General features: G+C 40.3%; 23 protein-coding genes and 1 pseudogene. 3 read left to right on the top strand and 21 right to left on the bottom strand.

Annotation, left to right across the window (positions count from 1 at the left end):
• Positions 1–11: 11 nt before the first annotated feature.
• Both RCG17_RS24945 and RCG17_RS24940 read right to left on the bottom strand, forming a co-directional pair.
• Positions 12–254 carry a DUF1450 domain-containing protein gene (locus tag RCG17_RS24945; protein ID WP_308172708.1) on the bottom strand — a complete coding sequence of 81 codons (243 nt, stop codon included), beginning with the start codon at positions 252–254 and terminating at the stop codon, positions 12–14.
• Between the two features lie 111 nt (positions 255–365).
• On the bottom strand, positions 366–1,334 hold the full coding sequence (locus RCG17_RS24940; RefSeq protein WP_308172707.1) for a cupin domain-containing protein: 969 nt from the start codon (positions 1,332–1,334) through the stop codon (positions 366–368).
• A gap of 121 nt (positions 1,335–1,455) precedes the next feature.
• Between RCG17_RS24940 and RCG17_RS24930 the strand changes: the two are divergent.
• Positions 1,456–2,318, top strand: a pseudogene (locus tag RCG17_RS24930) (LysR family transcriptional regulator).
• Positions 2,319–2,568: 250 nt separating this feature from the next.
• On the opposite strand, the gene RCG17_RS24925 reads toward RCG17_RS24930, so the two are convergent.
• From RCG17_RS24925 to garR, 6 genes are all read right to left on the bottom strand, one after another.
• Positions 2,569–2,730 (bottom strand): hypothetical protein, encoded by a 162-nt coding sequence (locus RCG17_RS24925; RefSeq protein WP_308172704.1) that lies wholly within the window; start codon positions 2,728–2,730, stop codon positions 2,569–2,571.
• A 176-nt stretch (positions 2,731–2,906) separates the two neighbouring features.
• Complete coding sequence (gene pdxA / locus RCG17_RS24920) at positions 2,907–3,941, bottom strand: 4-hydroxythreonine-4-phosphate dehydrogenase PdxA (protein ID WP_308175948.1); 1,035 nt, start codon at positions 3,939–3,941, stop codon at positions 2,907–2,909.
• Between the two features lie 116 nt (positions 3,942–4,057).
• The gene (locus RCG17_RS24915) at positions 4,058–5,374 is read right to left on the bottom strand and encodes a four-carbon acid sugar kinase family protein (RefSeq protein WP_308172703.1); all 1,317 of its coding nucleotides are present in this window, start codon (positions 5,372–5,374) and stop codon (positions 4,058–4,060) included.
• Positions 5,371–6,144, bottom strand: a complete 774-nt coding sequence (locus RCG17_RS24910; protein WP_308172702.1) for a DeoR/GlpR family DNA-binding transcription regulator — start codon at positions 6,142–6,144, stop codon at positions 5,371–5,373. Before RCG17_RS24910 ends, RCG17_RS24915 begins: the two co-directional genes overlap by 4 nt.
• Before the next feature lie 173 nt (positions 6,145–6,317).
• On the bottom strand, positions 6,318–7,769 hold the full coding sequence (locus RCG17_RS24905) for a four-carbon acid sugar kinase family protein (RefSeq protein WP_308172701.1): 1,452 nt from the start codon (positions 7,767–7,769) through the stop codon (positions 6,318–6,320).
• A 3-nt stretch (positions 7,770–7,772) separates the two neighbouring features.
• Positions 7,773–8,666, bottom strand: a complete 894-nt coding sequence (garR, locus tag RCG17_RS24900; protein WP_308172700.1) for a 2-hydroxy-3-oxopropionate reductase — start codon at positions 8,664–8,666, stop codon at positions 7,773–7,775.
• Between the two features lie 203 nt (positions 8,667–8,869).
• On the opposite strand from garR, the gene RCG17_RS24895 reads away from it, so the two are divergent.
• On the top strand, positions 8,870–9,490 hold the full coding sequence (locus RCG17_RS24895; RefSeq protein ID WP_308172699.1) for a GntR family transcriptional regulator: 621 nt from the start codon (positions 8,870–8,872) through the stop codon (positions 9,488–9,490).
• Between the two features lie 81 nt (positions 9,491–9,571).
• Here the strand turns inward: RCG17_RS24895 and RCG17_RS24890 are convergent, their stop codons facing one another.
• The 9 genes from RCG17_RS24890 to RCG17_RS24850 form a co-directional block, all read right to left on the bottom strand.
• The gene (locus tag RCG17_RS24890) at positions 9,572–10,474 is read right to left on the bottom strand and encodes an NAD(P)-dependent oxidoreductase (RefSeq protein ID WP_308172698.1); all 903 of its coding nucleotides are present in this window, start codon (positions 10,472–10,474) and stop codon (positions 9,572–9,574) included.
• 42 nt (positions 10,475–10,516) lie between these two features.
• Positions 10,517–10,990 (bottom strand): nickel pincer cofactor biosynthesis protein LarC2, encoded by a 474-nt coding sequence (gene larC, locus RCG17_RS24885; RefSeq protein ID WP_308172697.1) that lies wholly within the window; start codon positions 10,988–10,990, stop codon positions 10,517–10,519.
• A gap of 20 nt (positions 10,991–11,010) precedes the next feature.
• Positions 11,011–11,199 carry a nickel insertion protein gene (gene larC, locus RCG17_RS24880; RefSeq protein WP_308172696.1) on the bottom strand — a complete coding sequence of 63 codons (189 nt, stop codon included), beginning with the start codon at positions 11,197–11,199 and terminating at the stop codon, positions 11,011–11,013.
• Complete coding sequence (locus RCG17_RS24875) at positions 11,189–11,857, bottom strand: nickel pincer cofactor biosynthesis protein LarC (protein WP_308172695.1); 669 nt, start codon at positions 11,855–11,857, stop codon at positions 11,189–11,191. The genes larC (RCG17_RS24880) and RCG17_RS24875 overlap by 11 nt, the downstream gene beginning before the upstream one ends.
• 12 nt (positions 11,858–11,869) lie before the next feature.
• On the bottom strand, positions 11,870–12,637 hold the full coding sequence (gene larB, locus RCG17_RS24870; protein WP_308172694.1) for a nickel pincer cofactor biosynthesis protein LarB: 768 nt from the start codon (positions 12,635–12,637) through the stop codon (positions 11,870–11,872).
• 19 nt (positions 12,638–12,656) lie between these two features.
• The gene (gene larE, locus RCG17_RS24865) at positions 12,657–13,460 is read right to left on the bottom strand and encodes an ATP-dependent sacrificial sulfur transferase LarE (protein ID WP_308172693.1); all 804 of its coding nucleotides are present in this window, start codon (positions 13,458–13,460) and stop codon (positions 12,657–12,659) included.
• 208 nt (positions 13,461–13,668) lie between these two features.
• Positions 13,669–14,022 carry a hypothetical protein gene (locus RCG17_RS24860; RefSeq protein ID WP_308172692.1) on the bottom strand — a complete coding sequence of 118 codons (354 nt, stop codon included), beginning with the start codon at positions 14,020–14,022 and terminating at the stop codon, positions 13,669–13,671.
• 77 nt (positions 14,023–14,099) lie between these two features.
• The gene (locus RCG17_RS24855) at positions 14,100–14,966 is read right to left on the bottom strand and encodes a DUF362 domain-containing protein (protein WP_308172691.1); all 867 of its coding nucleotides are present in this window, start codon (positions 14,964–14,966) and stop codon (positions 14,100–14,102) included.
• 218 nt (positions 14,967–15,184) lie between these two features.
• A complete protein-coding gene (locus tag RCG17_RS24850; protein WP_308172684.1) occupies positions 15,185–16,477 on the bottom strand; it encodes an MFS transporter in 1,293 nt (430 codons plus the stop codon).
• A 1,337-nt stretch (positions 16,478–17,814) separates the two neighbouring features.
• Between RCG17_RS24850 and RCG17_RS24845 the strand changes: the two genes are divergently transcribed.
• Entirely contained in the window at positions 17,815–20,493 is a 2,679-nt protein-coding gene (locus RCG17_RS24845) for a UxaA family hydrolase (protein ID WP_308172690.1), read from the top strand.
• A gap of 235 nt (positions 20,494–20,728) precedes the next feature.
• On the opposite strand, the gene RCG17_RS24840 is transcribed toward RCG17_RS24845, so the two are convergent.
• The 4 genes from RCG17_RS24840 to ilvD form a co-directional block, all read right to left on the bottom strand.
• Positions 20,729–21,385: a sulfite exporter TauE/SafE family protein gene (locus RCG17_RS24840; RefSeq protein WP_308172689.1), complete on the bottom strand. Its 657-nt coding sequence runs from the start codon at positions 21,383–21,385 to the stop codon at positions 20,729–20,731.
• 40 nt (positions 21,386–21,425) lie between these two features.
• Positions 21,426–22,736 carry a nickel pincer cofactor-dependent isomerase, group 22 gene (locus RCG17_RS24835; protein WP_308172688.1) on the bottom strand — a complete coding sequence of 437 codons (1,311 nt, stop codon included), beginning with the start codon at positions 22,734–22,736 and terminating at the stop codon, positions 21,426–21,428.
• A gap of 264 nt (positions 22,737–23,000) precedes the next feature.
• Complete coding sequence (locus tag RCG17_RS24830; RefSeq protein ID WP_308172687.1) at positions 23,001–24,293, bottom strand: MFS transporter; 1,293 nt, start codon at positions 24,291–24,293, stop codon at positions 23,001–23,003.
• Between the two features lie 189 nt (positions 24,294–24,482).
• Entirely contained in the window at positions 24,483–26,213 is a 1,731-nt protein-coding gene (gene ilvD / locus RCG17_RS24825; RefSeq protein ID WP_308172686.1) for a dihydroxy-acid dehydratase, read from the bottom strand.
• Positions 26,214–26,232: the final 19 nt, after the last annotated feature.

Below are 26,232 nucleotides of genomic sequence, written 5' to 3'. Positions count from 1 at the left end.
CTTTATTTAATTTATTTGGCGTGTCCACTTTGAACGGTCTGAAGAATTTTTTTGACTAAATCTTCAGCATCATTTGCTTCAATAGTTGTAAGCTGAATACGGCAAAATGGCTGTACTCTGCATTTCAAACACCGTCTGAAGCAATCCGTGACACAAACGTCCACAGCATCTTTATGATTTTGCCGAAGGATCTCAATGGCTTTATCAGCATCAGTGAATTGAATATTTCGCTCACAAAACTTAGCCACTCTCATTATCTTTTATTCCTTTCTGGATAAAAAATATAAAATGGACCATCAAAGAAACCCATTGTTTCGATGATGGTCCATTTCTTAAATTAGACTAAAGAAAGCACAGCTCTCATTCTATTCTTGTGTGTAATTCGCAAATTGAATATCCAATGTGCGAAGATATGTTTGAAGACCAGCATCTTGAATTGGGATAATAAATGCTGCTTCCCCCGATTCATTATGGTGAGAGTGCCATAGTCCAGGCGGTGTAACGAAAGCTTTTCCTGTTACCCAATCCACGCGGATAGGATCAATGATTTGCTGGGTAGCTGGATCAATTTTATCTCCAACTAATGTATACGTGCCAGGTGCGGCATATGCGACAAAGTCAAGCGCCACTGATTTATGGCTATGCGGAGCTTGGTTAGATCCTACTGGAACGATCCCAAACATTGCCCATAGTACATGTGTAATGGTGAGTGTTTGATCAAACTTTTGGTTGTTTAATAAAATAGAGATGCGATTCTTCGTATGGGCATCAGGTGCATTAGCTACCTCATTTAATTTTGCCATTGCTGCTTCAGCAGTAAAAAGGGTTGGTGCGAATCGTGCTTCTGTTGCTTTAGCACCAAGGTAATCAAGCAATGGTGTGTCTAAGATATAATAGATGGTTGTATCTTCATTAGCAGTGTGACGGCTAACTGAACCAGATGGAAGGGTTAAGAAGTCACCTTTATTCCAGTTGATGGTTTCACCATTTACTTCTGTGCTGCCTGCTCCAGAAATAATAAAATAAAGTTCGCTTGTTGCATTTGGTTGTGTTTGAATCGAATCTCCAGCATTAATTCGGATAAAGTTGGCAAGAAGTGATGGGCTTGTTGCCGGATATTCTGTTCTTAATTCTTTTGAAAGGTCTAGTGTTACAATACGAGTTTCCCCTGAGTTATATAATTCTGGTGAAAACTCTTTTGCAGGGACTTGGCTGATAATGCCACTACCAATTGGATCTGCTGCGGTAGTATATTCATAAAAACGTGCATCCCCTGTCCAGTTTTCATTTATTTCTCCCACGATTAATTTTCCTGATTGAACTTTGTTTGACATGCGAATTCCCCCTATCAACATGATGTTAATATCATAACTTGATTGAGGATAAATGTTAAATATATAATTTATATCACAATGATATATTTTATAAATAACTGAATTACAGGTGGTGAAAAAAATGGAACTTCGACAACTGCACTATTTTGTGGCTGTAGCGGAGGAATTGAATTTCAGCCGTGCGGCAGGACGTCTGCGAATTACCCAGCCTCCATTGAGCTTACAAATCCAACATTTAGAGAGGAAATAGGCTTTCCGCTTTTTTATCGAAATAACAGGCAAGTTGAATTAACCGATGCCGGAAAATTGTTTTTGGAAGAGGTTCGCAAAATTTTCACTCATCTTGAACGAGCGGTGGAAAATGCAAAGCGTACTCACCACGGTGAAATCGGAACACTCAATGTGGGTTTTGTCGGGTCGGCTACCTACGATATCCTTCCCTCTGTACTAAGGGAATTTCACAGTTTGTATCCACATGTCCAGGTACATCTTTTTGAAATGTCCACACCTGTGCAAATTCAAGCATTATTGGAGGAGGAAATCGATATAGGGGTTTTACGACCGCCAGTGAACAGCGATTCTTTATGCACGGAAATTGTGTCTACCATGCCTTGTGTATTGGCCGTTCCAAAACAGCATCCATTGGTAGGAAAGAAAAATCTTTCTCTGTCCGATCTAAGTGGTTACCCTTTTGTTATGTTATCCCGGAAAACGTGGGCAGGTCTTTATAACGAAATTCTGGCGTTATGTAACCCGATCATCCAGCAGGAAGCCCTTGAGTTCCAAACTGTCATCGGTTTAGTTGCTGCAGGTTTAGGAATTGCCGTTGTTCCCCAATCAGCGATAAATTTACATACACAAGATGTTGTCTACTTGAATCTTGATCATCAATTACCTACTGCTTCCATGGGGATTTCTTGGCGTCAAAATGATAAATCGGCCTTGGTGAACGCCTTTATCCAAATGGCGAAAGAAGTGAGATAATCAGATAAAGGGGAAAATCCCCCAGTGGAAAACGGGCTTTTTTAGGGTTGTGTTGCGATTACGTCGTTATTTTTTTGCAGACATGGAAGCAAGTGCAGATTCATTGAATTCTTTCATGATGAGCCAGTATATGTAGCTGTTTTTTTAAATATTCTCGTCCATTTGGTTCTCTAATTATAAAAATGCCACACTCTATTATTAAAGAGTGTGGCACTTATTTAAGTTAAACGGAGTGTTTATCTGCGTGATATTATTTCTTTCCCATTGCAGCATATTTGCGAATATCAGGGATTAACCAGCGGTCAATACCAACTCTGCCTGCATTAAGTCCTGCAGCTAGAATGAAAACGCCTAGTAAAATATCTAGAGGTTTGGTAGAAACGGTTCCAGCCATCACATAGGTGAAGTTCATCCCCTCCGCCAGGGCCATATGACAACCAACGGTCTTTTACGTTCAGGATCAATTTGCGGCGAATTATCCAAGATATACGTGAATAATGCGGCCATTTTCTGATCATGTTTTCAAATTCTTTTTCTATAAAAGAAAGCAAATAAGTGGAGCGATCCTCTTATTTGCTTCCTATTTTATTATAATATTATTTTATTCTCTATATTTGTTTCAGCAGTAAATTTTGGTGCATAATCAGCAGCAATTTTAATGCATTCTTCCATACTGATACTATCGGCGATGTTTTTCCCCGCAATATCAAAGGCAGTTCCATGATCAACAGATGTCCTTAAGAACGGGAGGCCGTTAGTAATAGAAATAGTCCGATAGAAGTCAACTGTTTTTGTGGCAATATGTCCTTGATCATGATAAAGGGACAAAACTGCATCATATTTTCCATTAAGTGCCTGGAAGAAAACAGAATCGGCAGGAACGGGACCAACTGCATCAATTCCATCCTTCACAGCAGCCTTAATACCAGGTTCAATTTCCTTCACTTCTTCCCATCCAAATAATCCATGTTCTCCACTATGCGGATTTAATCCGGCAACTGCTATATGTCTTTTCTCTACACCTAACCGTTGTAAAGCTCGGTCACAACGAATTAAATAGTCATGGACTCTGTCTTTTGTTATCGCATCACAGGCGTCCTTTAACGATAAATGCCTAGTTAAAAAGAAAACTCTCATTCCGTTTACTTGAAACATAGTCAATGGGTCATCTGAACCTGAAAGGGATTCGAGTATTTCAGTATGACCAATGAATGGAACACCAGCAGCCTTTAAAGACTCTTTATTAATAGGCGTTGTAGCAAGTGCCTGGACTTCTCCAGCCATGGCTAATTCAACAGATTTCTTGATATACTCAAAAGCTCCTTGACCGCATTGAGCAGAAACTTGTCCGTAGGCAAAATGTTGAAGATCAATATTATTCAGGTTGATGACATCAACAGTTCCAAATTCATATTTTCCTTCTGTAGGAGAATTTACTTCATGAAGGTTCAATTCAGCACCAATAATCGACTTTGCTTTTTGAAGGATCCCTAAATCGCCGACCACCAATGGCTTACAGATATCATAAATTCCCTTATTTAATAATGATTTTAGAATAATTTCCGGTCCAATTCCTGCTGCGTCACCCATTGGAATAGCGATAATTGCTTTATTATTTGTCATCATGTTTTCCTCCTTAAGAATCTATTAATCTTGTTATTTTTTTATATAAGAAAAATCAGACGTTCTGAAGAATGGATATCATCCAATTTTTCAGATTATGATTGTCATTTTTTCATTTAAGCATGAGATGGTTCGTTAACGATACTGGAGCTTTTGGTCATTAAATATTTGACACAGGTATAAATTGCTTTGTGATCCCCAATTAAGCCACCCTTCGTTACAACGGGAATACCGTCAAAATACCCGCCAATAAACCTGCCATATGCAACAATGGGAAGTACCTCGTCCTCCAGCTTTATTCCATCCACTAAGCCGATAGAACACAGTGATGCTGTTACATCCCCTCCGCTTGAAAAACAGCCCCCAATTTCATATGTCGTTTCTTGGATCACCTGACGAGTAATTTTACCCAGACCATCAGCAATACGTTTAGCCAAAAAATCTTTGCTGACATTCTGCTCTAAAGCAAGATTTGCTAAATCCATTTTTTCAGCCGATGGAAAGTGAGTGGTTATGATTAAGATATTCTGATGATCGATGACCTCCAAAGCAGCTGATGTGGCTCTCTCTACTTCTTTTTCCCACTCATTTCCTGAACCTGTTAGTTTTTCAGGATCAACGTATACAGCCTTAGAAATCGTTTTATTCATTAGATACTCTAATTGTTTTCCCGTATTCGATGTCACGCTGCCAACCGTAACAATAACTTTTTTATGACTCTCAAATTGTTTGGCATAGGCTTTTGCATAAAAAGCTGTCAGTGGTCCAGGGTCTGCCGGAATCATAATATAGTCTTTAATTTTCGCCATCGCACCTGCGATTTCTTCAATCTCTTCATCGGTGATTGCATCGAAAACGATGATTCGGTTTCCATTGTTAATTTGATCCCTGAGTGCCTGTAAAATCGCTTTTTCCCCATCTAAGACTGTTTCCAGTCCAATATTGGACACAGGATATTGACTTTGCTTTTTAATAATGGATGGAATATACGATTTTGTCAGTGGAGTCACTGGATCCTTTGCCACATCTGTTGTCTGTACAGGTGCGCCATTAACCAATAAATAACCGCCGGCAGTCGTACGGCCTGAATCAGGAAAGGAGGCCACTACAACTGCAATTGACTTTTCTCCAAGGAATGTCAGCATTGTATCAATTTCGATTCCAATATTTCCTCTAACCGTACTGTCAATCCGTTTACAAACAATATCTACATCCCATTGTTTTAAATTTTCCAAAACGGTCTGGACTCTCATTTCGGCAACATCTTTTCTAACATATCGACTGTCTGTATCAACCACTACAGCATTAAACGCTCCTGACAGAATGGGCTTATTATAGTAAACCATTGTTGCGACATCAAAACCCTGCTTTGCCAACCGGACACCTGTCCCATTTCCACCAGTCAAATCATCTGCAATAATTCCTACTTTCATACAAGTTCTCTCCCATCAGCAACGGTCACTTTTAAATAGTCCTGCAGCTCACGCATATATTCATCTGTAATCCGATCATCCGTAATAATCCCTTCAACACATGAAAGGTCGCATACTTTGGTAAAGGACTTTTGGTTAAATTTACTTGAATCGGCTACAATCCACGTTGATTCAGCCGCTTTAACCATTAGCTGTTTAATAGCTGCCTTTTCATGTGTAGGGGCAGTAACTCCAGCTTTTAGATCTATTGCATGCGCTCCCAAAAAGAAGATATCCACATACAATTTTTCTAATACCTGTTCGGTCAATGGTCCAAATAAAGTACCAGTAGTATTTTGCAGCTCACCACCGAGAACAATCACTTTTAATTTACTGTCCAAAAGTTCCGATGCTATTTTTATATCATTCGTAATGACTGTTAAATTGGTTTCATGCTTAAGTAACTTGGCGATTTCCAAGGTTGTAGTTCCTGCATCTAATAGAATGGTTGATTGATCTTGAATATAATTCAAGGCAGTTTGAGCAATTTTCTTTTTTTGATCACTATTTTGCGCCTTTTTTGATTGAAAGGAGGTTTCTGCGACTAATCGTTTTTTGAGGACCGCCCCGCCATGGGTTCGAATTATTTTTTCTTCTTCTTCTAAATAAGCCAAATCCCTGCGAATGGTCATCGTTGAAACATTTAACTGCTCACCTAGTTGTTCGATGTTTATTCGTTCATTTTCAACCAGCTTTTCTAAAATCAATTTTCTTCTTTCTTGTGGTAGCATCTCATCACCTTGTTGTTTTTTAACATTTTACTACCTATAGTTTGTTACAAATTAACATTTTAGTCAAGATATTTTTAAAATTTTTGTTCGATTTTAACATTTATTTTATATCTTTTGTAAAGTAAAGAAAGAACTGCGTTTCAAAAAGTTATGAACACAGTTCTTTCTTCAATTTACCTATTTAAAATTGGTTTCCCGCTTAACATCTCAACTACTTCTTTTAAATCTGTTTTTGTTCCTACATTTCCTGGGAAAATCACATAAGCAATCCCTGGAAACTTACTTTCACTGCCTGTTTTCCAAGCAGGAATTCCCGGTCTTACTTGTCCGGCTACTGTTGCTCTTTGAACTTCAAGACCTTTTGTTCCAATATCACTTGATGTAATGCCGCCTTTGGCAATAATAAAGGCTGGTCTTACTTCTAACCGTTTCACAATGCTTGTCACGGCATCGGAAATTTTGACTGAAAGTTTTAGTTCTTCTTCTTTTTTCCCTTCACCGAGGTCAAGTCTTTCACGTCTCGTATAAACAACGGCATTTTTTCCTTCGCGGATCAGTTGATTTGTTAATTGCACGACTCTGTCCGTTTCTTTCTCGAATTTTTCAAGTTCCAGTACAAGGTGAACATCAAATTCAATGAACTCAACCGCATCCGACTGTTTCAATTCTTCCAGTTGTTCCGTGGTCTTTTTAACATGTGATCCGATAATGACTAATCCGCCATGATTGGATTCCTCTTTTACAAGCTCTTCTCTGGTTAATAAAGCCTTATCACTTACACCACCGATTACTTTTGTAAGGGCCGCAGCGCTTCTAAACATAAAATTCTTGCCTTTATTCATTGCCTTAATCAAAGCAATCACAAAAATCTTTACATCTACATAATCAACTGCATTCACAATGATCTTATTGAAATTTTCGACTGAAAGTAATTGCTGTTCAATCCGGTCTATTTCCAAGTTGCGTAAGCTTTCAAGGGTAATATATAGCGTATTCTCCGCTTTATATACTCCGTGTGTTTTTTCTTCAACATACTCACCTAGATGGGATTTTGTATATCCAAAAGTCCGATCTTTGGCAAATTCAGTTTCTCCTGCTGGAACTAAATATTCATCCATTTTTACATAGTGTACATTATCAACTGTGAAGCGGCCGCCTTCTTTAAAGAACGGCATGATAACCTCTCCGTCAAACCTAACATTTAAGTTCGCTTCAACTGTTTCCTTCAAAACTTTTGTTTCAAGTGGATAATGACCTCTCAAGGTCGAATCACTGCGACTGATGATGATAAAATCTTGATTTTTTTTCTTTGCAACATTTACGATCGTTTCTGCGATTTCTTTATGTGCTTTTTCTGTTTCAGAGAACGTAAATCCACGTGAGTTGGTCAAGATAAAAAACATAGATTTATTTTCGGAAAATCCTTTTTCAATACGATCCTCTGTCCAATCGGTATAGACTGAGATATCGTGAACAGTTTGAACGCCAGTTGGATCATCGTCAAGGACAATAATTTTTTTATTAAGATTCTGAAGCTCTTTTTGGAGTATTTCATCTACAGCATAAGTATCCACAGGCTTTATGAGGCTAAATACTTCTTCAGCTAATCTTTTATTCTCATTCATATTTTATGCCTTCCTTACTTCAACTTTTGCAAGTTTTTCATAATATTGAACAATGCCGCCATGATCATCCATGATTTTCCCATCTGCCTTTAAAGCATGGAAGATTTCGAGCAGCTGGCTTGATAAAGGAAGCGAAACATCAAGGTCATGGGCTGTATCCATCACATTTGTAATATCTTTCATATTGATCGTCATCGTTCCGCCTGGTACAAAGTTTCTTTCAAGAATAAGTGGAACTTTAGCATCAAGCACAGCACTTCCAGCAAGTCCGCCTCTAATGGCATGGTACATTTTTTCAATATCAATTCCAGCTTTTGCTGCCAAGACAAGAGCCTCTGACATCCCTGCAATGTTAAGGTTTACCATAATTTGGTTCGCTAATTTAGCTGTGACCCCGCTGCCGCTATCACCAACTAATGTAACTGTTTTCCCCATATCATAAAGAACCGATTTAGCCTCTTCAAAGACATCCTCTTTGCCGCCGGCCATGATGGCCATTGTGCCATTGATTGCTCCTGGCTCTCCGCCGCTTACAGGAGCATCTAAAAAGCCAACGCCAATTTTTGCTGCTTCTTCTGCAAGTGCCTTTGAAACCGCAGGTGTAATAGAGCTCATGTCAATAATAATCGACCCTTCTTTTGCACCTGCCAAAACGCCATTTTCACCTTGGACAACGGATTGGACATGTTTAGATGCCGGTAACATCGTGATAATGATTTCACTATTTTCAGCTACTTCTTTTGGTGTACGTGCAACTTTTGCCCCTGCTTCTGCCAAAGCTTCTACTGCTGCTTCATTGATGTCATTGACCGTTAGCGTATGCCCCGCTTTCATAAGGTTTAATGACATAGGTTTTCCCATAATACCTAATCCGATAAAGCCAATCTTTCTTGTCATGATTTTTCCTCCCTCAACTGATCATTGTAAGATTTGGTGACGGCTCCATTCATTAATCAATTTTTCTATGTAAACGCATACACTTAAACAATCCCATTGTATAATATTCTTTAAAAAATGTATACATTTTTCACATAATGTATGCAAAATTGGATATAATGTATATAATTTAGGCTCATAGTAAAAATTGAGGTGATATATATATGCTTTCTAGTAAAAGCTTTCGCCCTGCTTATCATCAATGTTATGAAATTCTACGTGATAAGATCTTAACTGGCGAACTTCCGGGCGGTGCAAAAGTTGTGGAAGAAAAATTGGCAGCTGAATTGGGGTTTAGCAGAACGCCAATACGGGACTCGATTAGGAAGTTGGAATATGAAGGACTGATTGTAGAAAAAAGGGTAGTAAAACCAACGGAGAAAGATTTGCGAAATATATTCCAGGTTCGGATTTTGCTAGAGGGCTATTCCGCTAAATGTGCTGCAACCTTTGCAAATGAAAAGGATATTCAAAAGCTTTATGAATATGTCCAGATTGGCAAAACAGGTAATAAAAATGAAATCATGTACGCAAATGAATGTTTCCATAATGATATTGTTCAAACCAGCAATAATCAAGTCATGATTGACGTTATTGATCGGATGCAGTCAATCATTTATTTATTTAGAAAAGCCGTTGTGTATTATGATCGCCCGCATCTAATCGATGAACATGAAAAAATATATGAAGCCATAAAAGCAAGAAATAGTGAAGCAGCTGAATCGCTTATGAAAAAGCATTTAGAAACAGACCTGGCCTTTTTTCTGCACTATATGAATAATTAGATTCCCTGGCCCAAATTTTCATTGTTATGCCAAAAAAAGTGCCCTAAACAATTTTTAGAGCACTTTTCTTGTTTTCATAATTTATATAGTTTCTTTTGCTTTTTCGACGGTTACCCCGGCCCATTCTTCGTAGCATTTGATAACCGCACTCATATCTTCTGAACCATAGCCTTTTGCTTTTGCCATTTGGAAGATTTCTTTTGCAAGTGCCATGATCGGAGTTGATATTTCTAATTCTTTTGCGACATTTGATGCAAGCCCAAGATCTTTATGGATCAGTTGCGTCATAAATTGTGGCGCGAAATCACGGCTGAATATTTTTGAAGATTTATTCTCAACCATTGCATTCTTTCCACCGCCGCCACTGACGACCTTTACAAAAACGTCCGGATCAATTCCAGCTTTTGCCGCAATGGTGAGTCCTTCTACAAAGGATAAGAGATTGATCGCTGACATCGTGTTGTTTGCCAATTTTGTATAAGAACCTTTTCCATTTTCGCCCATATAATAAGCGCCTTTTCCCATTGCTAAAAACAGTGGCATGCATTTTTCAAATAAGTCTTTTTTTCCGCCAGCCATAAACGTTAAGGTACCTTCAATAGCTTGCGGTTCGCTTCCTGTAACCGGTGCATCCAGCATATCTGCCCCATGCCGAGAAAGTGCCGCAGCTACTCTTATACTAGTTGAAGGAGAAATAGTACTTGAATCAACCACGATTAATCCCGGATGAACCCCATTTACAATCCCGTTTTCACCAAGCACAACATCCTCTACTGCTGCATCAGCAGTCAGCACCGTAAAAACAACATCGCATTGCAATGCAACTTCTTTTGGGGAATTGGCAACGGCTGCTCCCTGTTGTTTGAGAGTTTCAGTTTTTTCTTTTGTACGATTATAAACAGTTAATTCAAATCCCTCTTTAAGCAAATTCTGTGCCATTGGATGCCCCATGGTTCCTAAACCAATAAACCCTACTTTCATCATTCATTCCTCCTAAAATATTAAAATGAAAAACAGTGTAAATGACTATTTTTTACTATATAGTTCCCATACTCGTTGGTAAACCTCTTTTAACGGGATATTATGATCTTTAGCTATTTTACGGCAATCCTCGTATTCCGGGGCAGATTGAACAATTTCCCCATTATGTAATCCTTGTTTTACCGTCACATCTCCCCATTCAGTCTGGACATGATAAAATGTACGTGCCAGGCGGTGAACGGATAAAGGATAGTAGCGGATGCCCAATGTAGTCGTTTCAGCAAATAATATTTCTTTCATTCTGATGATCATCTTCTGATCACATAAAACCTGCAACATGACTCCCGGACGGTTTTTTTTCATATAAATAGGAGTATAAAATACATCATTAGCACCGGCTTCAAATAATTGATCCATTACATACCCAAGCCATTCTCCCGATATATCATCCAAGTTGACCTCCATCTTTACCATATCTTTATCAACATGTTCCTCAGTGTGCGAAAATTGATGCGGCATTTATACTCCCACCTTCTGTATCAAAAACTGCTCAATATAACCCGTAAAACATTCGGATGTTCAGGAAAATCTTTCGTTCCTGCTCCATACCCTATGGAATCAACATGAAAGGATGGAATGGGCCCAAATTCTTCAGATAAAGCAGATAGAATCCCAGCGCCGGTCGGGGTTGTTAATTCCCCTTCAATGGCCGTAGCCTTAATTGGCAAACCTTTCAAAATTTCTAAGGTCAGCCAGTGCCGGTACAGGGTATATTCCATGCGCAATCTTAATATAACCATTTCCAACTGGGACAGCAGAAGAAACAATTTTGGTTATTTGTAATTGATCTAGAAGAATACATGTTCCAACAATATCAACGATCGAATCAACGGCCCCTACCTCATGGAAATGGACCTTCTCAAATGGAATATGATGTATTTTCGCCTCCGCTCGGCCGATTTTTTCAAATACTGCCAGTGCCATTGACTGAACGTTTTCATTAAATGCAGCATTTTTAATCAATGCAACAATATCTGAATAATGCCGATGGTGATGGTGATGGTGATGTTGTGCATGTTGATGCAGATGCTGGTGATGATATTCCTCCTGTTGATGTCCATGCTGATGCTCATGTTCGTGATGATGTTCCTCATGATGATGAATTTGTTCAACTCCATTTTCATTTTCGGTTAGTATCACATCAAATTTTGTTGCAGAAATCCCATTTTTCACAACTTTTTCCCATTTTAGTTGATATTCTTCTTGTATATTCAGCTTTTTTAATTCACTTTCAAGAAGCTGAATGTCGGCCCCTAAATCGATAAGCGCCCCGATGGTCATATCTCCGCTAATTCCAGAAAAGCAATCAAAATAAAGTGTTTTCATTCTTTTGTCCTCTTAAACTCTTGAATTTTTATAATGATTTTTATGGATCAATGTGGCGTAATAACCGGCACCAAAGCCATTATCAATATTCATTACGCTAATCCCAGGTGCACAAGCATTGAGCATCGATAATAATGCGGAAAGACCATTGAAATTCGCCCCATAACCGATACTTGTCGGCACAGCTACGATCGGGTTACTTATTAAACCGCCGACTACGCTTGGAAGTGCCCCTTCCATTCCGGCAACGGCAACGGTCACTGTTGCGTTCTCTATATCATCAAGATGATGAAAGAGCCGATGAATCCCGGCAACTCCAACATCATATATTCGTTTTACTTCTGCCCCAAATACCTCAGCGGTAACTGCAGCTTCTTCTGCAACTGACAAATCAGAGGTTCCGGCACAGACAATTGCTATATAGCCATTATATAAAACAACAGGTTCATCTTCGTGGATCCAGCACAGTGTTCTTGATACCGGATTGTAGGTAAGATCCGGTACGGCATTCATGACTTCTGCTGCTTTTTTCTCATCGATCCTTGTCGCTAATACTCGATTAATATTTTGCTTTAAGCTGGAAATGATTGAAATAAGTTGTTCTGCACTTTTCCCTTCTCCATATACCACTTCGTGAAACCCGGTTCGTTTGTGTCTATGATGATCCAATTTAGCAAAGCCCATATCCTGATATTGGACAAGCATTTCTTTCGCCTTTTCAATATCTATCGTTCCTTCACTCACTTGCTTTAAGAGTGTTTCAATATTCGTACTTTCCATTATGTTCTCACCCTTTCGTTCAGACTTGCTGTAACACTTTGTTCATGCTGCCGCTCATATAGCCTTGTAAATCGAGGGTAATATATTTATAGCCAAAAGCTTGAAGGTTTTCGATGATTTGATGATGATGCATTAACACTAGCTGCATATCTTGAGGTTCTACTTCAATTCTGGCAATCTCTTGATGTGTTCGAACACGTACTTGTCTAATTCCCAAACTTTTCAGATAAGATTCTGATCGATCAACTCTTGATAGTTTTTCTTGGGTAATTTTTTCGCCATACTGAATTCGCGATGATAAACAAGCTAACGAAGGTTTTTCCCACGTCGGCAGGTTTAGCAGCTTAGACAATTCACGAATTTCACTTTTAAAAAGATTAGCTTCTTTCAGCGGCCCGCGGACACCATGTTCATTGGCAGCACGGACACCGGGGCGATGTTCACTCGCATCATCAGCAATCAAACCATAAACGAGGTTGTTGAAACCTTTTTGCTCCATAATTGGGGCAATTTCTTCAAATAATCCATTTTTACAGAAATAACAGCGATTTTGGTCATTTTCGGCATAACCGGGAATAGCTAACTCAGAGATTTCAATGATTTGGTGTTTTGCTCCTATCAGTCTGGCAAGCTTTTTCGCCTCTTCTAATTCACTGGAAGGGTATGATTCTGAATCAGCTGTCACTGCCAAAACATTTTCTGTCCCCAAAACATCTACCGCTGCTTTTAAAAGAAACGTACTATCGACACCTCCAGAAAAGGCAACAACAACATTTCCCATTTGTTTGATGATTTGTTTGAGCTGTTCATATTTCTCTTTCATTTGTATTCCCCCCATAGCTGCATGTTAATTCTATCATTTCATTTTAATAAAGGGCCCCGTAATCATGTTTTGCCACAAATTCTATTCTTGTCATTTCGTACGATACTGGATAGAGCCACAATCCAATTCCCAATGCTAACAGGACATTCAATCCAAAAACAATACTAATTACGGAAATCAGCTTTGTAAGTTGTGAACAGATGGTTAATTATAAAACTTGGCTTACTGATGCCAACAGATCAGTCTGCGGTTCTCCATCGATAAAAGTCAATTCAACCGGATCCGATATTACCTCAATATTTGAGCGGGATTGCGCTTCGGCAAGCAATGGTTCACTAATAATTATTTCTGATAATTCCAAGGTGTTTTTGATCCAAACAATTTTATGTTCATATGACTTGACACCATTGGCCATTTTTACAGCCATCCTTAATGCATCTTCAGATGTTGCCGCAACCATTGGCATTTTAACAGTTGCCGGCTCTGTACTTGTGAAGGCATTCATATACATGTAAACAAAGTTCGTTTTATCAAACAGCTTCCGTGTGGTTACGTCAGCCATCCCGACGCCCAGTGAATTCCCGTGAGATTCTTCCGTAACATCAAATATCGCACATTTCTTAAACTCGGGGCCGCCGCTCATATGCTTTCCGAAAAGAGACCGGTTACGTTCGGGTCTTGACCGTCACCACTAATGTTTTTACCGACTTCTTCAATAACCAGCACATCGAATTTTGGAAATGGAATGCTGGCCATAATCTTCTTTGCTTCTTGCAGCAAGGCCTTTTCCTTGTCCATGGCGATCATATCATCTTTTGTGAGCACTTCCACTTTATACGTTTCATCAAAGGCATTTTCGATCACAGAAACGGCAAACAGTACGTTTGTTTTTTCAGCAATCATACACCCGGCTTTGGGAATTAATTCATGAAAACGGGCAAATCCATGCATATGGAGGGAATCAGCACCGATTTGTTTTCCTAGGCCAATACAAAGCATTTTAAGAGCCCCGCTTTCGATCGAGCCACGGAAAGCAGTATGTGGCTTAATTCTTGGAATGATCACAATTCCATCTGCCGCAAGTGCGCTTTTGCACACATAGATAGGAAGTCCCGGCTCCAGTTCCCCTATTGGCTCAACATCCATGGAAGCATCAAGAGGAACACCCATTATTTCTTCAGAAATGCCGAATCCAGCCAGCATTTCTGCCTGCCCTTCAGGGGTTGCCCCTCCATGGCTTCCCATCACAGGGATAATGAACGGCAATGCGCCTGCATCCTTTAATGTATCTACTACTGTTTTGGTAATGAGAGCTATATTGGCTACACCCCGGCTTCCTACGCCAACAGCAATTCGTTTCCCAGCCAAGTTTTGTAAATGGGGTTCCATCCTGGCCCGAACTTCTACGGGAATGTTTTCTACCTTTTTGGGTTCAAAATATTGTTTGATCTTTAGAAAACGTGGCAACTCAATTTTTGGAAATTTGCTTAAATCTAATGATTCCATTCTCTCACTCATCTCCATTTTATCTTGATCGTAATCCTAAATGGATTAGTAACCCAATTAAAGCCAAAGCCGATTCGATCCCATGTAGACATTTTTAAAAGTAAATATAAGTAGAGGTGCAAAAGTCAATTAACCATTGCACCATTACATCAACTTTTTATTTAATTCTATTTGTGCTTAACAAAAGTGGTCCAGGACCCATACCTTTAAATCAAAAACTAAGCTGTTTTCTTTTTCGCATGTGCACCGTTGACAGAAGCTGGGATTGTAAACACCATTAAGGCACCAGCGACTGAGAACAGAACCAATGACCATGAACCTGCATCCTGATTGACGTATTGGACAAGCCAGCCAACCATATAGGGTCCAACGAATCCACCCAGGTTACCAATCGCGTTAATTAAACCGCGTCCTGTACCGGCAACTTCTGCTGGTAATAGAGATGGAGCCAATGTCCAGAACGGTCCTGTAGGCGCTTGCAAGAATGTTCCTACAAGTACCATCATTGCGTATGAAACCCAAACATTGCTTCTGGTAAGAATCGCTAATGAAAGGAACACGGCTAATCCAAGGATTGGCAGGGATGTGAAAAGTCTGCGGTTCCCTGTTTTATCGCAAAGGGTTGCAAAGATGAACTGCCCAATAATACACATAATATACGGAGCGATACTTAAGAAACCAATCATTCCCATGCCGCCGCCGGTATTAAGGTTTTTCAGCAATGTTGGCAGCCATAGGGAGAAACCGTAGAAGCCTACTTGCATCATGAAATAAATCGCAACTAATTTCCAAACATTGACGCTTGCAAAAACTTCTTTCATGCTTGCTTTTTTAACTTCGCCAAGGGATTTAACTGCTGCCTGCTCTTCAGCTAAGTTAGTTTCAATATAATCCAATTCTTCTTTTGTGATCCATTTTGCTTCGCGTGGACGGTTGCTGATTAATGGCAGCCAAACTGCAAGCAACGCGATCGAAATGATTCCTTCAATGATAAATAATTGGCGCCAGCCCATATTTTGAATAATCAAACCGGATACAGGTCCATTGATAATATTAGCGATCGCTACGTTCATGGCGAAGGCTGCATTTGCACGTGCACGCTCTTTCTCAGGAAACCAGTGGCTGATGATGGTAAGAATCGCAGGATATACCCCGCCTTCGGCAACTCCCAATAAGAAACGGATTCCTAATAACTGCCCTGTAGAGTGAACAAAACCTGTTAAAGTCGCCATAGCTCCCCAGAAAATAATCGTCCAGGCAATAAACTTTTTGGCATTCCCCTTTTCAGCGGCATGCCCACCAGGGATTTGCAAACATAAATAACCAACAAAGAAAATACCGGCGGCTAAACCAGATACACTGGCTGCCATCCCAAGCTCTTTACTCATACCACCGGCGATCGCAAAGCTAATGTTCGCACGGTCAAGGAAAGCTACGATGTAAACAATGATTGTGGCAGGGATGATGTGCAGCCAACGCCCGTTTGGAACCTTCGTTGCAATATTCGTCATAAATTTACCTCCATTATTGAATAAATTTATTTTTTAAGCTTTATTAATGAGTACTGTTAAAATTGCGATTAGAAAATGTGCTTATGTTTATTTCATTCAGGATGATAAACAATATAACTGCTGTTTTTTAACAAAGTGTTTCATTAAACTTAAATGGAGTTAAAACATTTAACTAGTAATCTATTATTGACAAAAAATAGATATGTTCATTTTAAAGCTTGTTGAATTGATTTCATTCCCTCAATCGAAGCGCTTTCAAATGGCTTGTCATAACGTCACAACACAGAAATTTGGGTGTTTCCCTTTAACCGTTTTGATCATTTCTATAAGATAATTTTAGAATTAATTGTTTTTTTGATAGCTGTCTACTAGTTTAAAAATATGTATCGTCTCTTCTTCATTCTAGATTCGCTTTATTAGCCCATCCAGTTGTTAACTAATAGATTTACTACTTTTTAACCACCTCCTTTAGGTAATGTTAAATTTACTTGAATTCGTTACAATCCACGTTGATTTACTGCTTTAATCATTCGTTTCATAGTGAAAGCCCTTTCATATATTGGCAATATAAACCTTTCTTTATGAGCTATTGCAAGGGTTACTGAAAGGTTTGTTCGAAGCTAACTTTTTCATTTTCAACTAGCTTCTCTAAAATAAGATTAATTGGCAGCTTTTAATCAACTTGTTATCTTTTAACATATCTACAAGTATATATTGTTACATAATAACATTTAAGTCAAGATTTTTTTGTTTGTTTGTTCAAAAATAACATTTTTTAAAATTTGGTTTTTCCTAACCTGAGATACTGACCCTAGTTTATACCGATGCTGGATGCCTTATCTGAAAATGCAAAATTTAAAATATATTTCATTGACAATGATGGTGAACGATACTAACTTTAATAGTAAGCAGATAATTGTAAAAGAGTATTTCTATAACTCTTTCACTTTTCGAAAGTGCTTATAATTAGATGACCGGAAGGAGGAAAGTTTTAAGTCATTTTCACCTGCCTGTTTTAACACTTCACACAGATTTCCTTAAGCTAAAACAAGAACGTAGTTTTATATTATAAAACAAAAGGATAGATTCAAGAGAATGATTGCTTTGATCCAGGGGAACCACCCCTACTGGCTGCATTTACTGTTTACTCAGGAATTTTGACCGCTGATCCATAAGCTTTAGAAAATTTTTAAAAAATTTCACTAAAATAATACGATCAATCTATAAATCAATCATGCATGGACATTAGGGTTGCCACCACATCTCTTCTATCGGTGACCAGTAAAGATCGTCCATACATACCTCAAGTTAAATCCTAAAAAAGGAGCCTTAAATTTATGAACATATCTTACAACTTTGATGAGGTAGCCAGACTTCCCTTACCAGGAGATAATGTTGCTGTTGCTACTCGCCAACTGGAAGTTGGTACAATCATTAACTATCAAGGAAAAGCCCTTACCTTGGATTTCACCGTAATGGAAGGACATCGCTTCGCTGTGAAAGCAATTTCTCCAGGCGAAGCTTTACTCTCCTGGGAATTACCCTTTGGATTGGCTTTGCAGGAAATTCAACCTGGAAATTATGTGATTAACAAGGGTGCGCTGGACGCACTTAGTGTACGTTCGCTAGACTTTTCGTTACCGGCAGCGCCTAACTTTGAGGATTATTCTCAACCAATTGTTCTTGACGAAAAGAACTTTCAACCTGCTCCTGCATTGCCTGCCTACTCGGAAACGCGCACTTTTATGGGTTATCGGCGCAGCCAGGCCCGCGGTGTCGGAACCCGCAACAACATTGTCCTGTTGGGTACAACTTCACTTACAGGAAGTTATGTTACACAACTCGCTGCCAATCTTCAAAGTGAATTAACAAACTATCCCCAAATTGATGGGATTGTCCCTGTTGCTCATACTGAGGGCGGAATTAAACAACCGAATAACCTGGAGCTATTACTGCGCACTTTAGCTGGGTTTGTCGTCCATCCTAACGTAGGTGCTGTCTTAGTCGTGGATTATGGTAACGAAACTGTGACAAACAAGATGCTAGAGGCCTATTTACGCGAACACAACTATCCATTGGATGATGTTACGTATCAGTTCCTGTCAATCAAAGGCAGCTTTAAAAACAACCTGAGCATGGGGGAATCGATTGTTCGCAATTGGCTGCCAATGGTCAATGCGATGGAACGGACTCCTGAATCCATTAGCAACATTAAGCTTGCTCTGCAATGCGGCGGCTCAGACGCCTTTTCAGGCATTTCAGCCAATCCGCTGTTAGGTTGGATCTCACGGGAATTGGTTCGTTACGGAGCTGCTGCCAATCTGGCTGAAACCGACGAGTTAATTGGCGCTGAATCCTATGTGCTGCAAAAAGTACGCAACTTGGAAACCGCTCACAAATTTGTAAACCTTGTAAACGAATTCAAGGAGCGAGCTGCCTGGCATGGCGCCAGTGCTGAAGGAAACCCTTCCGGAGGCAACAAATATCGCGGCCTTTATAATATCTACCTCAAGTCAATTGGCGCTGCCCGCAAGAAAGACCCGTCTTGCCGTCTCGATTACGCAATTAACTATGCTGAACTGATGAAAGACCCTGGATACTATTTTATGGATAGCCCTGGAAATGACCTTGAAGGGATTGCCGGGCAAGTCGCCGCCGGCTGTAACATGATTATCTTTACAACAGGTAACGGCTCAGTCACTAACTTTCCTTTTGTGCCGACTTTAAAAGTGGTAACGACTACCCAACGCTATCAATTACTCGCACATGACATGGATATCAATGCCGGCCAGTATCAAGAAGGCATGTCCATGGATGAACTGGGCAACCAATCCTTACAATTGTTGTTACAGACTGCCTCTGGTCAACTAAGCATTGGTGAGAAGGCTGGCCATTCACAGGTGCAGATCTGGCGCAATTGGCCGCAAACCGATGCAAGCCAGCTGGATGCATTGCTCCATGCACCACTGCCGAAGGGAGAACCAATTGCCATTCAAACGGATGCAGAAGCTTACCCTATTAACTTCACTCGGCTTAATGAAGGCATTAGCTTGATCCTGCCGACAAGTCTTTGTTCCGCTCAGGTTGCAAAGAAAATGGAGAAGCGTTTCAATCAACTAAAGCTTGATCAACCCGACAAGTTATCGCGCTTTATCGCCCTGGCACACACTGAAGGATGCGGTAATAATGCCGGCCCATCTGAACAGATGTTTGCACGTACAATGGTTAGCTATATCACACATCCGCTGGTCAAGCATTGTTTATTATTGGAACATGGCTGTGAAAAAACACACAATGACTTTATGCGTCACCAGATGGAGGAGATGGGTGTAGACCCTGGCCGTTATGGGTATGCCAGTATTCAGCTTGACGGCGGGATTGAAAAAGCAACGGAGAAGGCGGAATCTTGGTTTACTGAGCAAGTGTTGCAAAGCGAACCAGTGGCAAAGAAAACCGTTGGATTGGAGTCATTGCGTATTGGAATCCTAAGTGACGGGTCTGTTACAGAAGAAGCTGGCAATCAACTTGCAATATTGACAAAAATGATTGTCGGCGCCGGTGGAACGGTTGTAGTCCCTGGAAACAACGGATTGCTTTTAAAACCTTCATACAGAGATCATCTAGGGGCAGATTCTAATATCCAGCCGTCCTTGGCCTTTGGCGAACAGGCCCTCAACAACGGCTTCCACATCATGGAGACACCAACAGAGCATTGGGTTGAGACCATCACAGGCCTGGCAGCTACAGGTGTGGAATTAATTATTGCCCTCTTAAATCGTCAGCCAATGCAGGCGCATCCATTCGTACCGATGCTGCAAGTATCAACAGAGGAGAACATCCAACAGACATACGAAAGTGATTTGGATCTGTGTCTCAGCGGCGTTCCGGCTGCCTGGGTAGAGCAAATTCTTGAGCGTTGCAAGCAAGTGATTGAGCATAACTATATTCCACGTCAGCTTGAGCAGGGAAACGTTGATTTTCAAATTACCCGCGGATTGCTGGGCGTTACGTTGTAATAGGTGCGTAAGGTCGGATAATTCCATTAAAAAAACTACCCTATTGAAAATTTAAGTTAAAGTTTTTAAATTTACATGTCTACAATTAACATTCTTTATATTCTAAAAAAGAAGGAACTGAGCTCTAAAAAGGGATTAACTCAGTTCTTTCTTTATTTGTTTTACCTTTTTTAATTGGATACTTGCTTAATATCTCAATAACTTCTGTTGAATTTTTTATTTTTTTCAGCCAAATTTAGAACCATATTTGAAAAAGCCCCTCTCCAATTCCCAGAGAATACATATAATACAATCCAAAAACAACACTGATTGCGGACGTTAACTTTGTAAGTTGTGAATGGAAGGCGGTTCTCCTGGAACCCAGTACAAATGGAAGACCTATAAGAGTGGAAAGGATGAGCATTCCAATAATCGTTCCCAAACCAAAGATCAGGATATATAAAGCACCCTGCAAGAAAGTATTGACGGTTGACATCGTAAGTAAAACCACGGCCCCACTTCCGGCCAGCCCATGAACCACACCTATGAACATGGATCTCAACAGATAGGTAAAGTGGGTTCCTTTCAATGGATGATGATGGTCTTTCCTTTTCTTATCATTTCTCAGATTCGATACACCTAAATAGACAAGCATAATCCCGACAACAAATTCCAATGACATCGCCCAGGCATTAGTAAAATGACTTTTCAGCAGAATGAACACCATGCCCATAGCAAATAGAGTGACTGTGTGCCCGATTCCCCAAAATACACCGGCTAAGGTTGCGCTTGTTATCCTCTTTGAATGGCTTGCTACTGTTGAAACGGCAATCACATGATCCGGTTCGGTTGCGTGTTTCATCCCCAGTGCAAGAGCCAGGAAAAAAATTGAAACAAGACTGACTGCGTTCATCCTTTCACCTCCCTTATGATACTAAAATAATATTTCCTTTTTAAGCTTGAACCTGAGGGGATCCGATAAGATCGGTTTGTGGTTCGCCATCTGCAAATACTAATTCTGTTGGTTCCGTTACTATTTCAACATGTGATAATTCTTTTGCCGCAGCCATCAGTGGTTCGCTGATAATAACTTCAGATACTTCTAACGTATTTTTTATCCAGACAATTCGATGTTCAAACGGGTTAACGTTGTTACAGAATTTAACGGCCGTACGCAAAGCATCTTCAGATGTTTTGAGTACCATTGGCAATTTTACAGGTGCAACAACAGTGTTTGTCCAAGTGTTCATATACATGAAATTGAAGTTGGCTTTTTCATAAAGCTTCCAGGTTGTTAAATCAACCATACCGACACCCAGTGCGTTTCCATGGGATTCTTCAGTAACGTCAAATACTACACTTTTCTGAAACCGCGGTTTTGGGAACTCTTTCATATGCTCTCCGATATAAAGACCGGTGATGTTCGGGTCCTGTCCGTCACCGCTAATATTTTTACCTACTTCCTCAATAACCAGCACATCAAATTCCTGGAATGGAAGGCTTGCCAAAAGCGCTTTAGATTCTTCTAATAAAGCCTTTTCCTTATCCATTGCAATGACATCTTCTTTTGTTAAAGTTTCTATTTTATATGTTTCATCATATGCATTTTCCACTATGGTTAGCGAGAACAATAGATTTGTATGTTGAGCGATATAAACCCCCACTTGAGGAATAACCTCGTGAAATAGATGGAATCCTTTCGTATGGATCTGTTCAGTACCCGCTTGTTTGCCTAGTCCAATACAAAGCATTTTGAGAACGCCGCTTTCAATTGGACCGCGGAAATTTGTGTGCGGTTTGACTCTTGGAATAATGATATACCCATCAGCATCATGAGCACTTTTAGCAACGGAAATAGGAAATCCAGGTTCGATTTCTCCAATTGACTCCACATCCATCGAAGGATCAAGCGGACAGCCCATTGTTTCTTCAGTAATGCCAAATCCGGCCAGCATTTCTGCCTGGCCTTCAGGAGTTGCTCCTCCATGACTGCCCATTACAGGAATAATAAAAGGTATTGCACCTGCTTCTTTTAATCGATCTACCACTACTTTTGTAATAGTAGCAATATTAGCTATTCCACGGCTGCCTACTCCAATTGCTATACGTTTTCCTTCCAAGTTTTCCATATGAGGTTCCATTTTAGCTTGAACTTCTCCAGGAATGTCCTTAATCTTTTGCGACTTAAAGTTTTGTTTGATCTTTAGGAAACGGGGTAACTCAACTTTTGGAAATTGGCTAATATCAAATGGTTCTACTGGCACGACTTATTCATCTCCATTTTTTATTTTTTCTAAAGTATCCCCTTCATTTAGGGCTTCCACTGTAACGTCAACTGAATCTTCGGGATCTATAACGCATGCATTTACCTTACTTTATCCCGCCTCTTCTGCTAATCAGTTTTTGAAAAAGATTGATTATTAATTTTTAAATTTATTAAAAGTATAGGTGCAAAGTTAATAAACATTTGCACCTTTACTTTTTATTGGTTTATATCATTCTTATTTCTATAGTGGATAACAAAAGGCTTAAGCTGTTTTCTTTTGCGCATGTGCACCGTTGACAGAAGCTGGGATTGTAAATACCATCAAGGCTCCAGCGACTGAGAAAAGAACCAGTGACCATGAACCTGCATCCTGATTGACGTATTGGACAAGCCAGCCAACCATATAGGGTCCAACGAATCCACCCAGGTTACCAATCGCGTTAATTAAACCGCGTCCTGTACCGGCAACTTCTGCTGGTAATAGAGATGGAGCCAATGTCCAGAACGGTCCTGTAGGCGCTTGCAAGAATGTTCCTACAAGTACCATCATTGCGTATGAAACCCAAACATTGCTTCTGGTAAGAATCGCTAAAGAAAGGAACACAGCTAATCCCAGGATTGGCAGGGATGTGAAAAGTCTGCGGTTCCCTGTTTTATCGCAAAGGGTTGCAAAGATGAACTGACCAATAATACACATGATATATGGGGCGATACTAAGGAAACCAATCATGCCCATGCCGCCGCCAGTGTTGAGATTTTTCAACAAAGTTGGCAGCCATAGGGAGAAACCGTAGAAGCCTACTTGCATCATGAAATAAATCGCAACTAATTTCCAAACATTGACGCTTGCAAAAACTTCTTTCATGCTTGCTTTTTTAACTTCGCCAAGGGATTTAACTGCTGCCTGCTCTTCAGCTAAGTTAGTTTCAATATAATCCAATTCTTCTTTCGTGATCCATTTTGCTTCACGTGGACGGTTGCTGATTAATGGCAGCCAAACTGCAAGCAATGCGATCGAAATGATTCCTTCAATGATAAATAATTGGCGCCAACCCATATTTTGTATAATCAAACCGGATACAGGTCCATTGATAATATTTGCGATCGCTACGTTCATGGCAAAGGCTGCATTTGCACGTGCACGCTCTTTCTCAGGAAACCAGTGGCTGATGATGGTAAGAATCGCAGGATATACCCCGCCTTCGGCAACTCCCAATAAGAAACGGATTCCTAATAACTGCCCTGTAGAGTGAACAAACCCAGTTAATGTTGCCGCAACTCCCCAGAAGATGATTGTAAAGGCGATAAACTTTTTTGCATTCCCTTTTTCAGCGGCATGCCCACCAGGGATTTGCAAACATAAATAACCAACAAAGAAAATACCGGCGGCTAAACCAGATACACTGGCTGCCATTCCTAGCTCTTTACTCATACCGCCAGCAATCGCAAAGCTGATATTCGCACGGTCAAGGAAAGCTACGATATAAACAATGATCGTGGCAGGGATAATGTGCAGCCAACGCCCATTAGGAACTTTTGTTTCAAGATTCGGCATAATTCTACCTCCATTAAAAGTTATTTCCAACGGCTCTGTTAGCGTTTACAATTATGATTTTGATTGGTGAACGCTTCTTCTTTTTCATTCAAAATGAACAACCGAATGGAAGCATTCACCAATGTCTTACAATATATAAACGTTAACAAAGCCTTCCTTTTAAAAAAACATTTCAATACTTTAATCGTTTTATTCTAAATAAGCTCCTTGCATGGCTGATGTTGCCTGAGCTGTATAGCGTTTGAAGATTCCTTTTCGCTCTGAATGATCCGGTGCCTGCCACTTCGTGCGTCTTTCAGCCAACACACGCTCTACTTCTTCCTCACTGCATCGTTCACCGGCAATCCCTACAATTTGAATTACACGTTTGCTAACGCTTAACTCGACTAAATCTCCATCTTGTACCAGTGCAATTGGACCTCCCACAGCTGCTTCAGGTGAAACGTGACCAACAGCAGGCCCACGGGTAGCTCCAGAGAAACGGCCATCAGTAACAAGAGCTACAGAGCCGTTTAGCCTTTCATCAACAACAATCGCTTCCGTTGTCATCAGCATTTCCGGCATACCGGAGCCTCTTGGTCCTTCATAACGGATAAACAATACCTCTCCAGGCTGTACCACTTTCTCAACAACAGCAGCATAGCAATCTTCTTCAGAGTCAAATACTCTTGCAGGACCGATATGTTCGTGCATGTCCGGGGATGCCGCCGCATACTTGATAACCGCCCCTTCAGGTGCCAAGTTTCCTTTTAATACGGCCAACGAACCGATTTCTTCAACAGTTTCAATTGGTTTAATCAGATCTTCACGTTTTAAGCCATAGTTATGCAGATAGCCGATATTTCTTTCGAAAAATCCATCTTCCCATAAATCCTGAAGATTCTCTCCCAGAGTTTTTCCGGTAGCTGTCATAACAGTTAAATCCAGATAATCACGAAGAATCCATTGTACCATTGGAATACCGCCGGCAAACCAGAAGCATTCAGTATGCCATTGTCCGCTCGGAGTGATATTTCCAATATGCGGGATTTGATGGTTTATTTCATCAAATAATTCAGGTTTAATTGTAATTCCTGCTTCGCGAGCAATTGCAGGAAGGTGAATCATGGCATTTGTCGATCCTCCAATGGCTGCATGAACGATAATAGCGTTTTTAAAGGCAGCTTCAGTAAGGATTTGCTTGGCAGTAATCCCTTTTTCAACCAGTTCCGAAATCTTCTTGCCAGCTTTTCTGGCCATGCCTATAATGTCACGCATGGTTGCAGGCATTAAGGCAGCACCTGGCAAGGTTAAACCTAATGCTTCAGCCATTGTCTGCATCGTACTAGCTGTTCCAAGGAATTGACATGCACCAACAGATGGGCATCCGGTTAACTTGTAATTCCGCAGCTCCTTATGGGCATCTTCTCCTCTTTTAATACGAAGGTCGATTTCTGCACCATGTACGGAATCTTGCCAGGCTGGACCTGGTCTCATGCTCCCGCCTGGAATGAAGATAGTTGGCAAATCCAACCGTGCTGCAACTTTTAAATGCGCCGGAATCGATTTATCACAAGAAGAACTTAGAATTAGTCCGTCAAATGGCTGGTGCATTGCGTGAACTTCAATCATATCTGAAATCGTTTCACGAGAGATCAGGATGTAATTCATGCCATCATGTGCTTGTCCGCAACCATCACAAACATCTGTCACATGAAATTGGGCCGGACGTCCGCCTGTTTCATATATCCCGATTCTTGCCTGTTCAGTCAGAGTATTTAAATGATAGCTTCCAGGATGACTGTCTCCGTAAACATCTTCTACGAGAATCTGCGGTTTAGTAAGATCTTCCTCAGACCAGTTCATTCCTAATTGTAAGGCATCAAACTGTGACCAAATTTTTCGTGCTTCTGCACTCCGTTGCTTAGTTGAGTTAGACATAATGATGTTTTCCCCTTTC

It is taken from the genome of Neobacillus sp. PS3-12 (assembly GCF_030915385.1).
Lineage (GTDB): Bacteria > Bacillota > Bacilli > Bacillales > Cytobacillaceae > JAEVLT01.
Note: the sequence above shows the minus strand (reverse complement) of the source record. Positions and strands in the feature narration are given on the sequence as shown.

What these genes read in the sequence shown, in the direction of transcription:
- RCG17_RS24845 (WP_308172690.1), top strand. Translation starts at nt 17,815, where the DNA reads ATGAACATATCTTACAACTTTGATGAGGTAGCCAGACTTCCCTTACCA.
- RCG17_RS24855 (WP_308172691.1), bottom strand. Translation starts at nt 14,966, where the DNA reads ATGGAATCATTAGATTTAAGCAAATTTCCAAAAATTGAGTTGCCACGT.
- RCG17_RS24850 (WP_308172684.1), bottom strand. Translation starts at nt 16,477, where the DNA reads ATGACGAATATTGCAACGAAGGTTCCAAACGGGCGTTGGCTGCACATC.
- RCG17_RS24915 (WP_308172703.1), bottom strand. Translation starts at nt 5,374, where the DNA reads ATGAAAGTAGGAATTATTGCAGATGATTTGACTGGTGGAAATGGGACA.
- pdxA (WP_308175948.1), bottom strand. Translation starts at nt 3,941, where the DNA reads ATGACAAATAATAAAGCAATTATCGCTATTCCAATGGGTGACGCAGCA.
- RCG17_RS24925 (WP_308172704.1), bottom strand. Translation starts at nt 2,730, where the DNA reads ATGAACTTCACCTATGTGATGGCTGGAACCGTTTCTACCAAACCTCTA.
- RCG17_RS24890 (WP_308172698.1), bottom strand. Translation starts at nt 10,474, where the DNA reads ATGATGAAAGTAGGGTTTATTGGTTTAGGAACCATGGGGCATCCAATG.
- RCG17_RS24830 (WP_308172687.1), bottom strand. Translation starts at nt 24,293, where the DNA reads ATGCCGAATCTTGAAACAAAAGTTCCTAATGGGCGTTGGCTGCACATT.
- RCG17_RS24940 (WP_308172707.1), bottom strand. Translation starts at nt 1,334, where the DNA reads ATGTCAAACAAAGTTCAATCAGGAAAATTAATCGTGGGAGAAATAAAT.
- larE (WP_308172693.1), bottom strand. Translation starts at nt 13,460, where the DNA reads ATGAAAGAGAAATATGAACAGCTCAAACAAATCATCAAACAAATGGGA.
- garR (WP_308172700.1), bottom strand. Translation starts at nt 8,666, where the DNA reads ATGACAAGAAAGATTGGCTTTATCGGATTAGGTATTATGGGAAAACCT.
- RCG17_RS24910 (WP_308172702.1), bottom strand. Translation starts at nt 6,144, where the DNA reads ATGCTACCACAAGAAAGAAGAAAATTGATTTTAGAAAAGCTGGTTGAA.
- RCG17_RS24875 (WP_308172695.1), bottom strand. Translation starts at nt 11,857, where the DNA reads ATGAAAACACTTTATTTTGATTGCTTTTCTGGAATTAGCGGAGATATG.
- RCG17_RS24905 (WP_308172701.1), bottom strand. Translation starts at nt 7,769, where the DNA reads ATGAATGAGAATAAAAGATTAGCTGAAGAAGTATTTAGCCTCATAAAG.
- RCG17_RS24895 (WP_308172699.1), top strand. Translation starts at nt 8,870, where the DNA reads ATGCTTTCTAGTAAAAGCTTTCGCCCTGCTTATCATCAATGTTATGAA.
- ilvD (WP_308172686.1), bottom strand. Translation starts at nt 26,213, where the DNA reads ATGTCTAACTCAACTAAGCAACGGAGTGCAGAAGCACGAAAAATTTGG.
- larC (WP_308172697.1), bottom strand. Translation starts at nt 10,990, where the DNA reads ATGCCGCATCAATTTTCGCACACTGAGGAACATGTTGATAAAGATATG.
- larB (WP_308172694.1), bottom strand. Translation starts at nt 12,637, where the DNA reads ATGGAAAGTACGAATATTGAAACACTCTTAAAGCAAGTGAGTGAAGGA.
- RCG17_RS24945 (WP_308172708.1), bottom strand. Translation starts at nt 254, where the DNA reads ATGAGAGTGGCTAAGTTTTGTGAGCGAAATATTCAATTCACTGATGCT.
- RCG17_RS24860 (WP_308172692.1), bottom strand. Translation starts at nt 14,022, where the DNA reads ATGGCTGACGTAACCACACGGAAGCTGTTTGATAAAACGAACTTTGTT.
- RCG17_RS24840 (WP_308172689.1), bottom strand. Translation starts at nt 21,385, where the DNA reads ATGAACGCAGTCAGTCTTGTTTCAATTTTTTTCCTGGCTCTTGCACTG.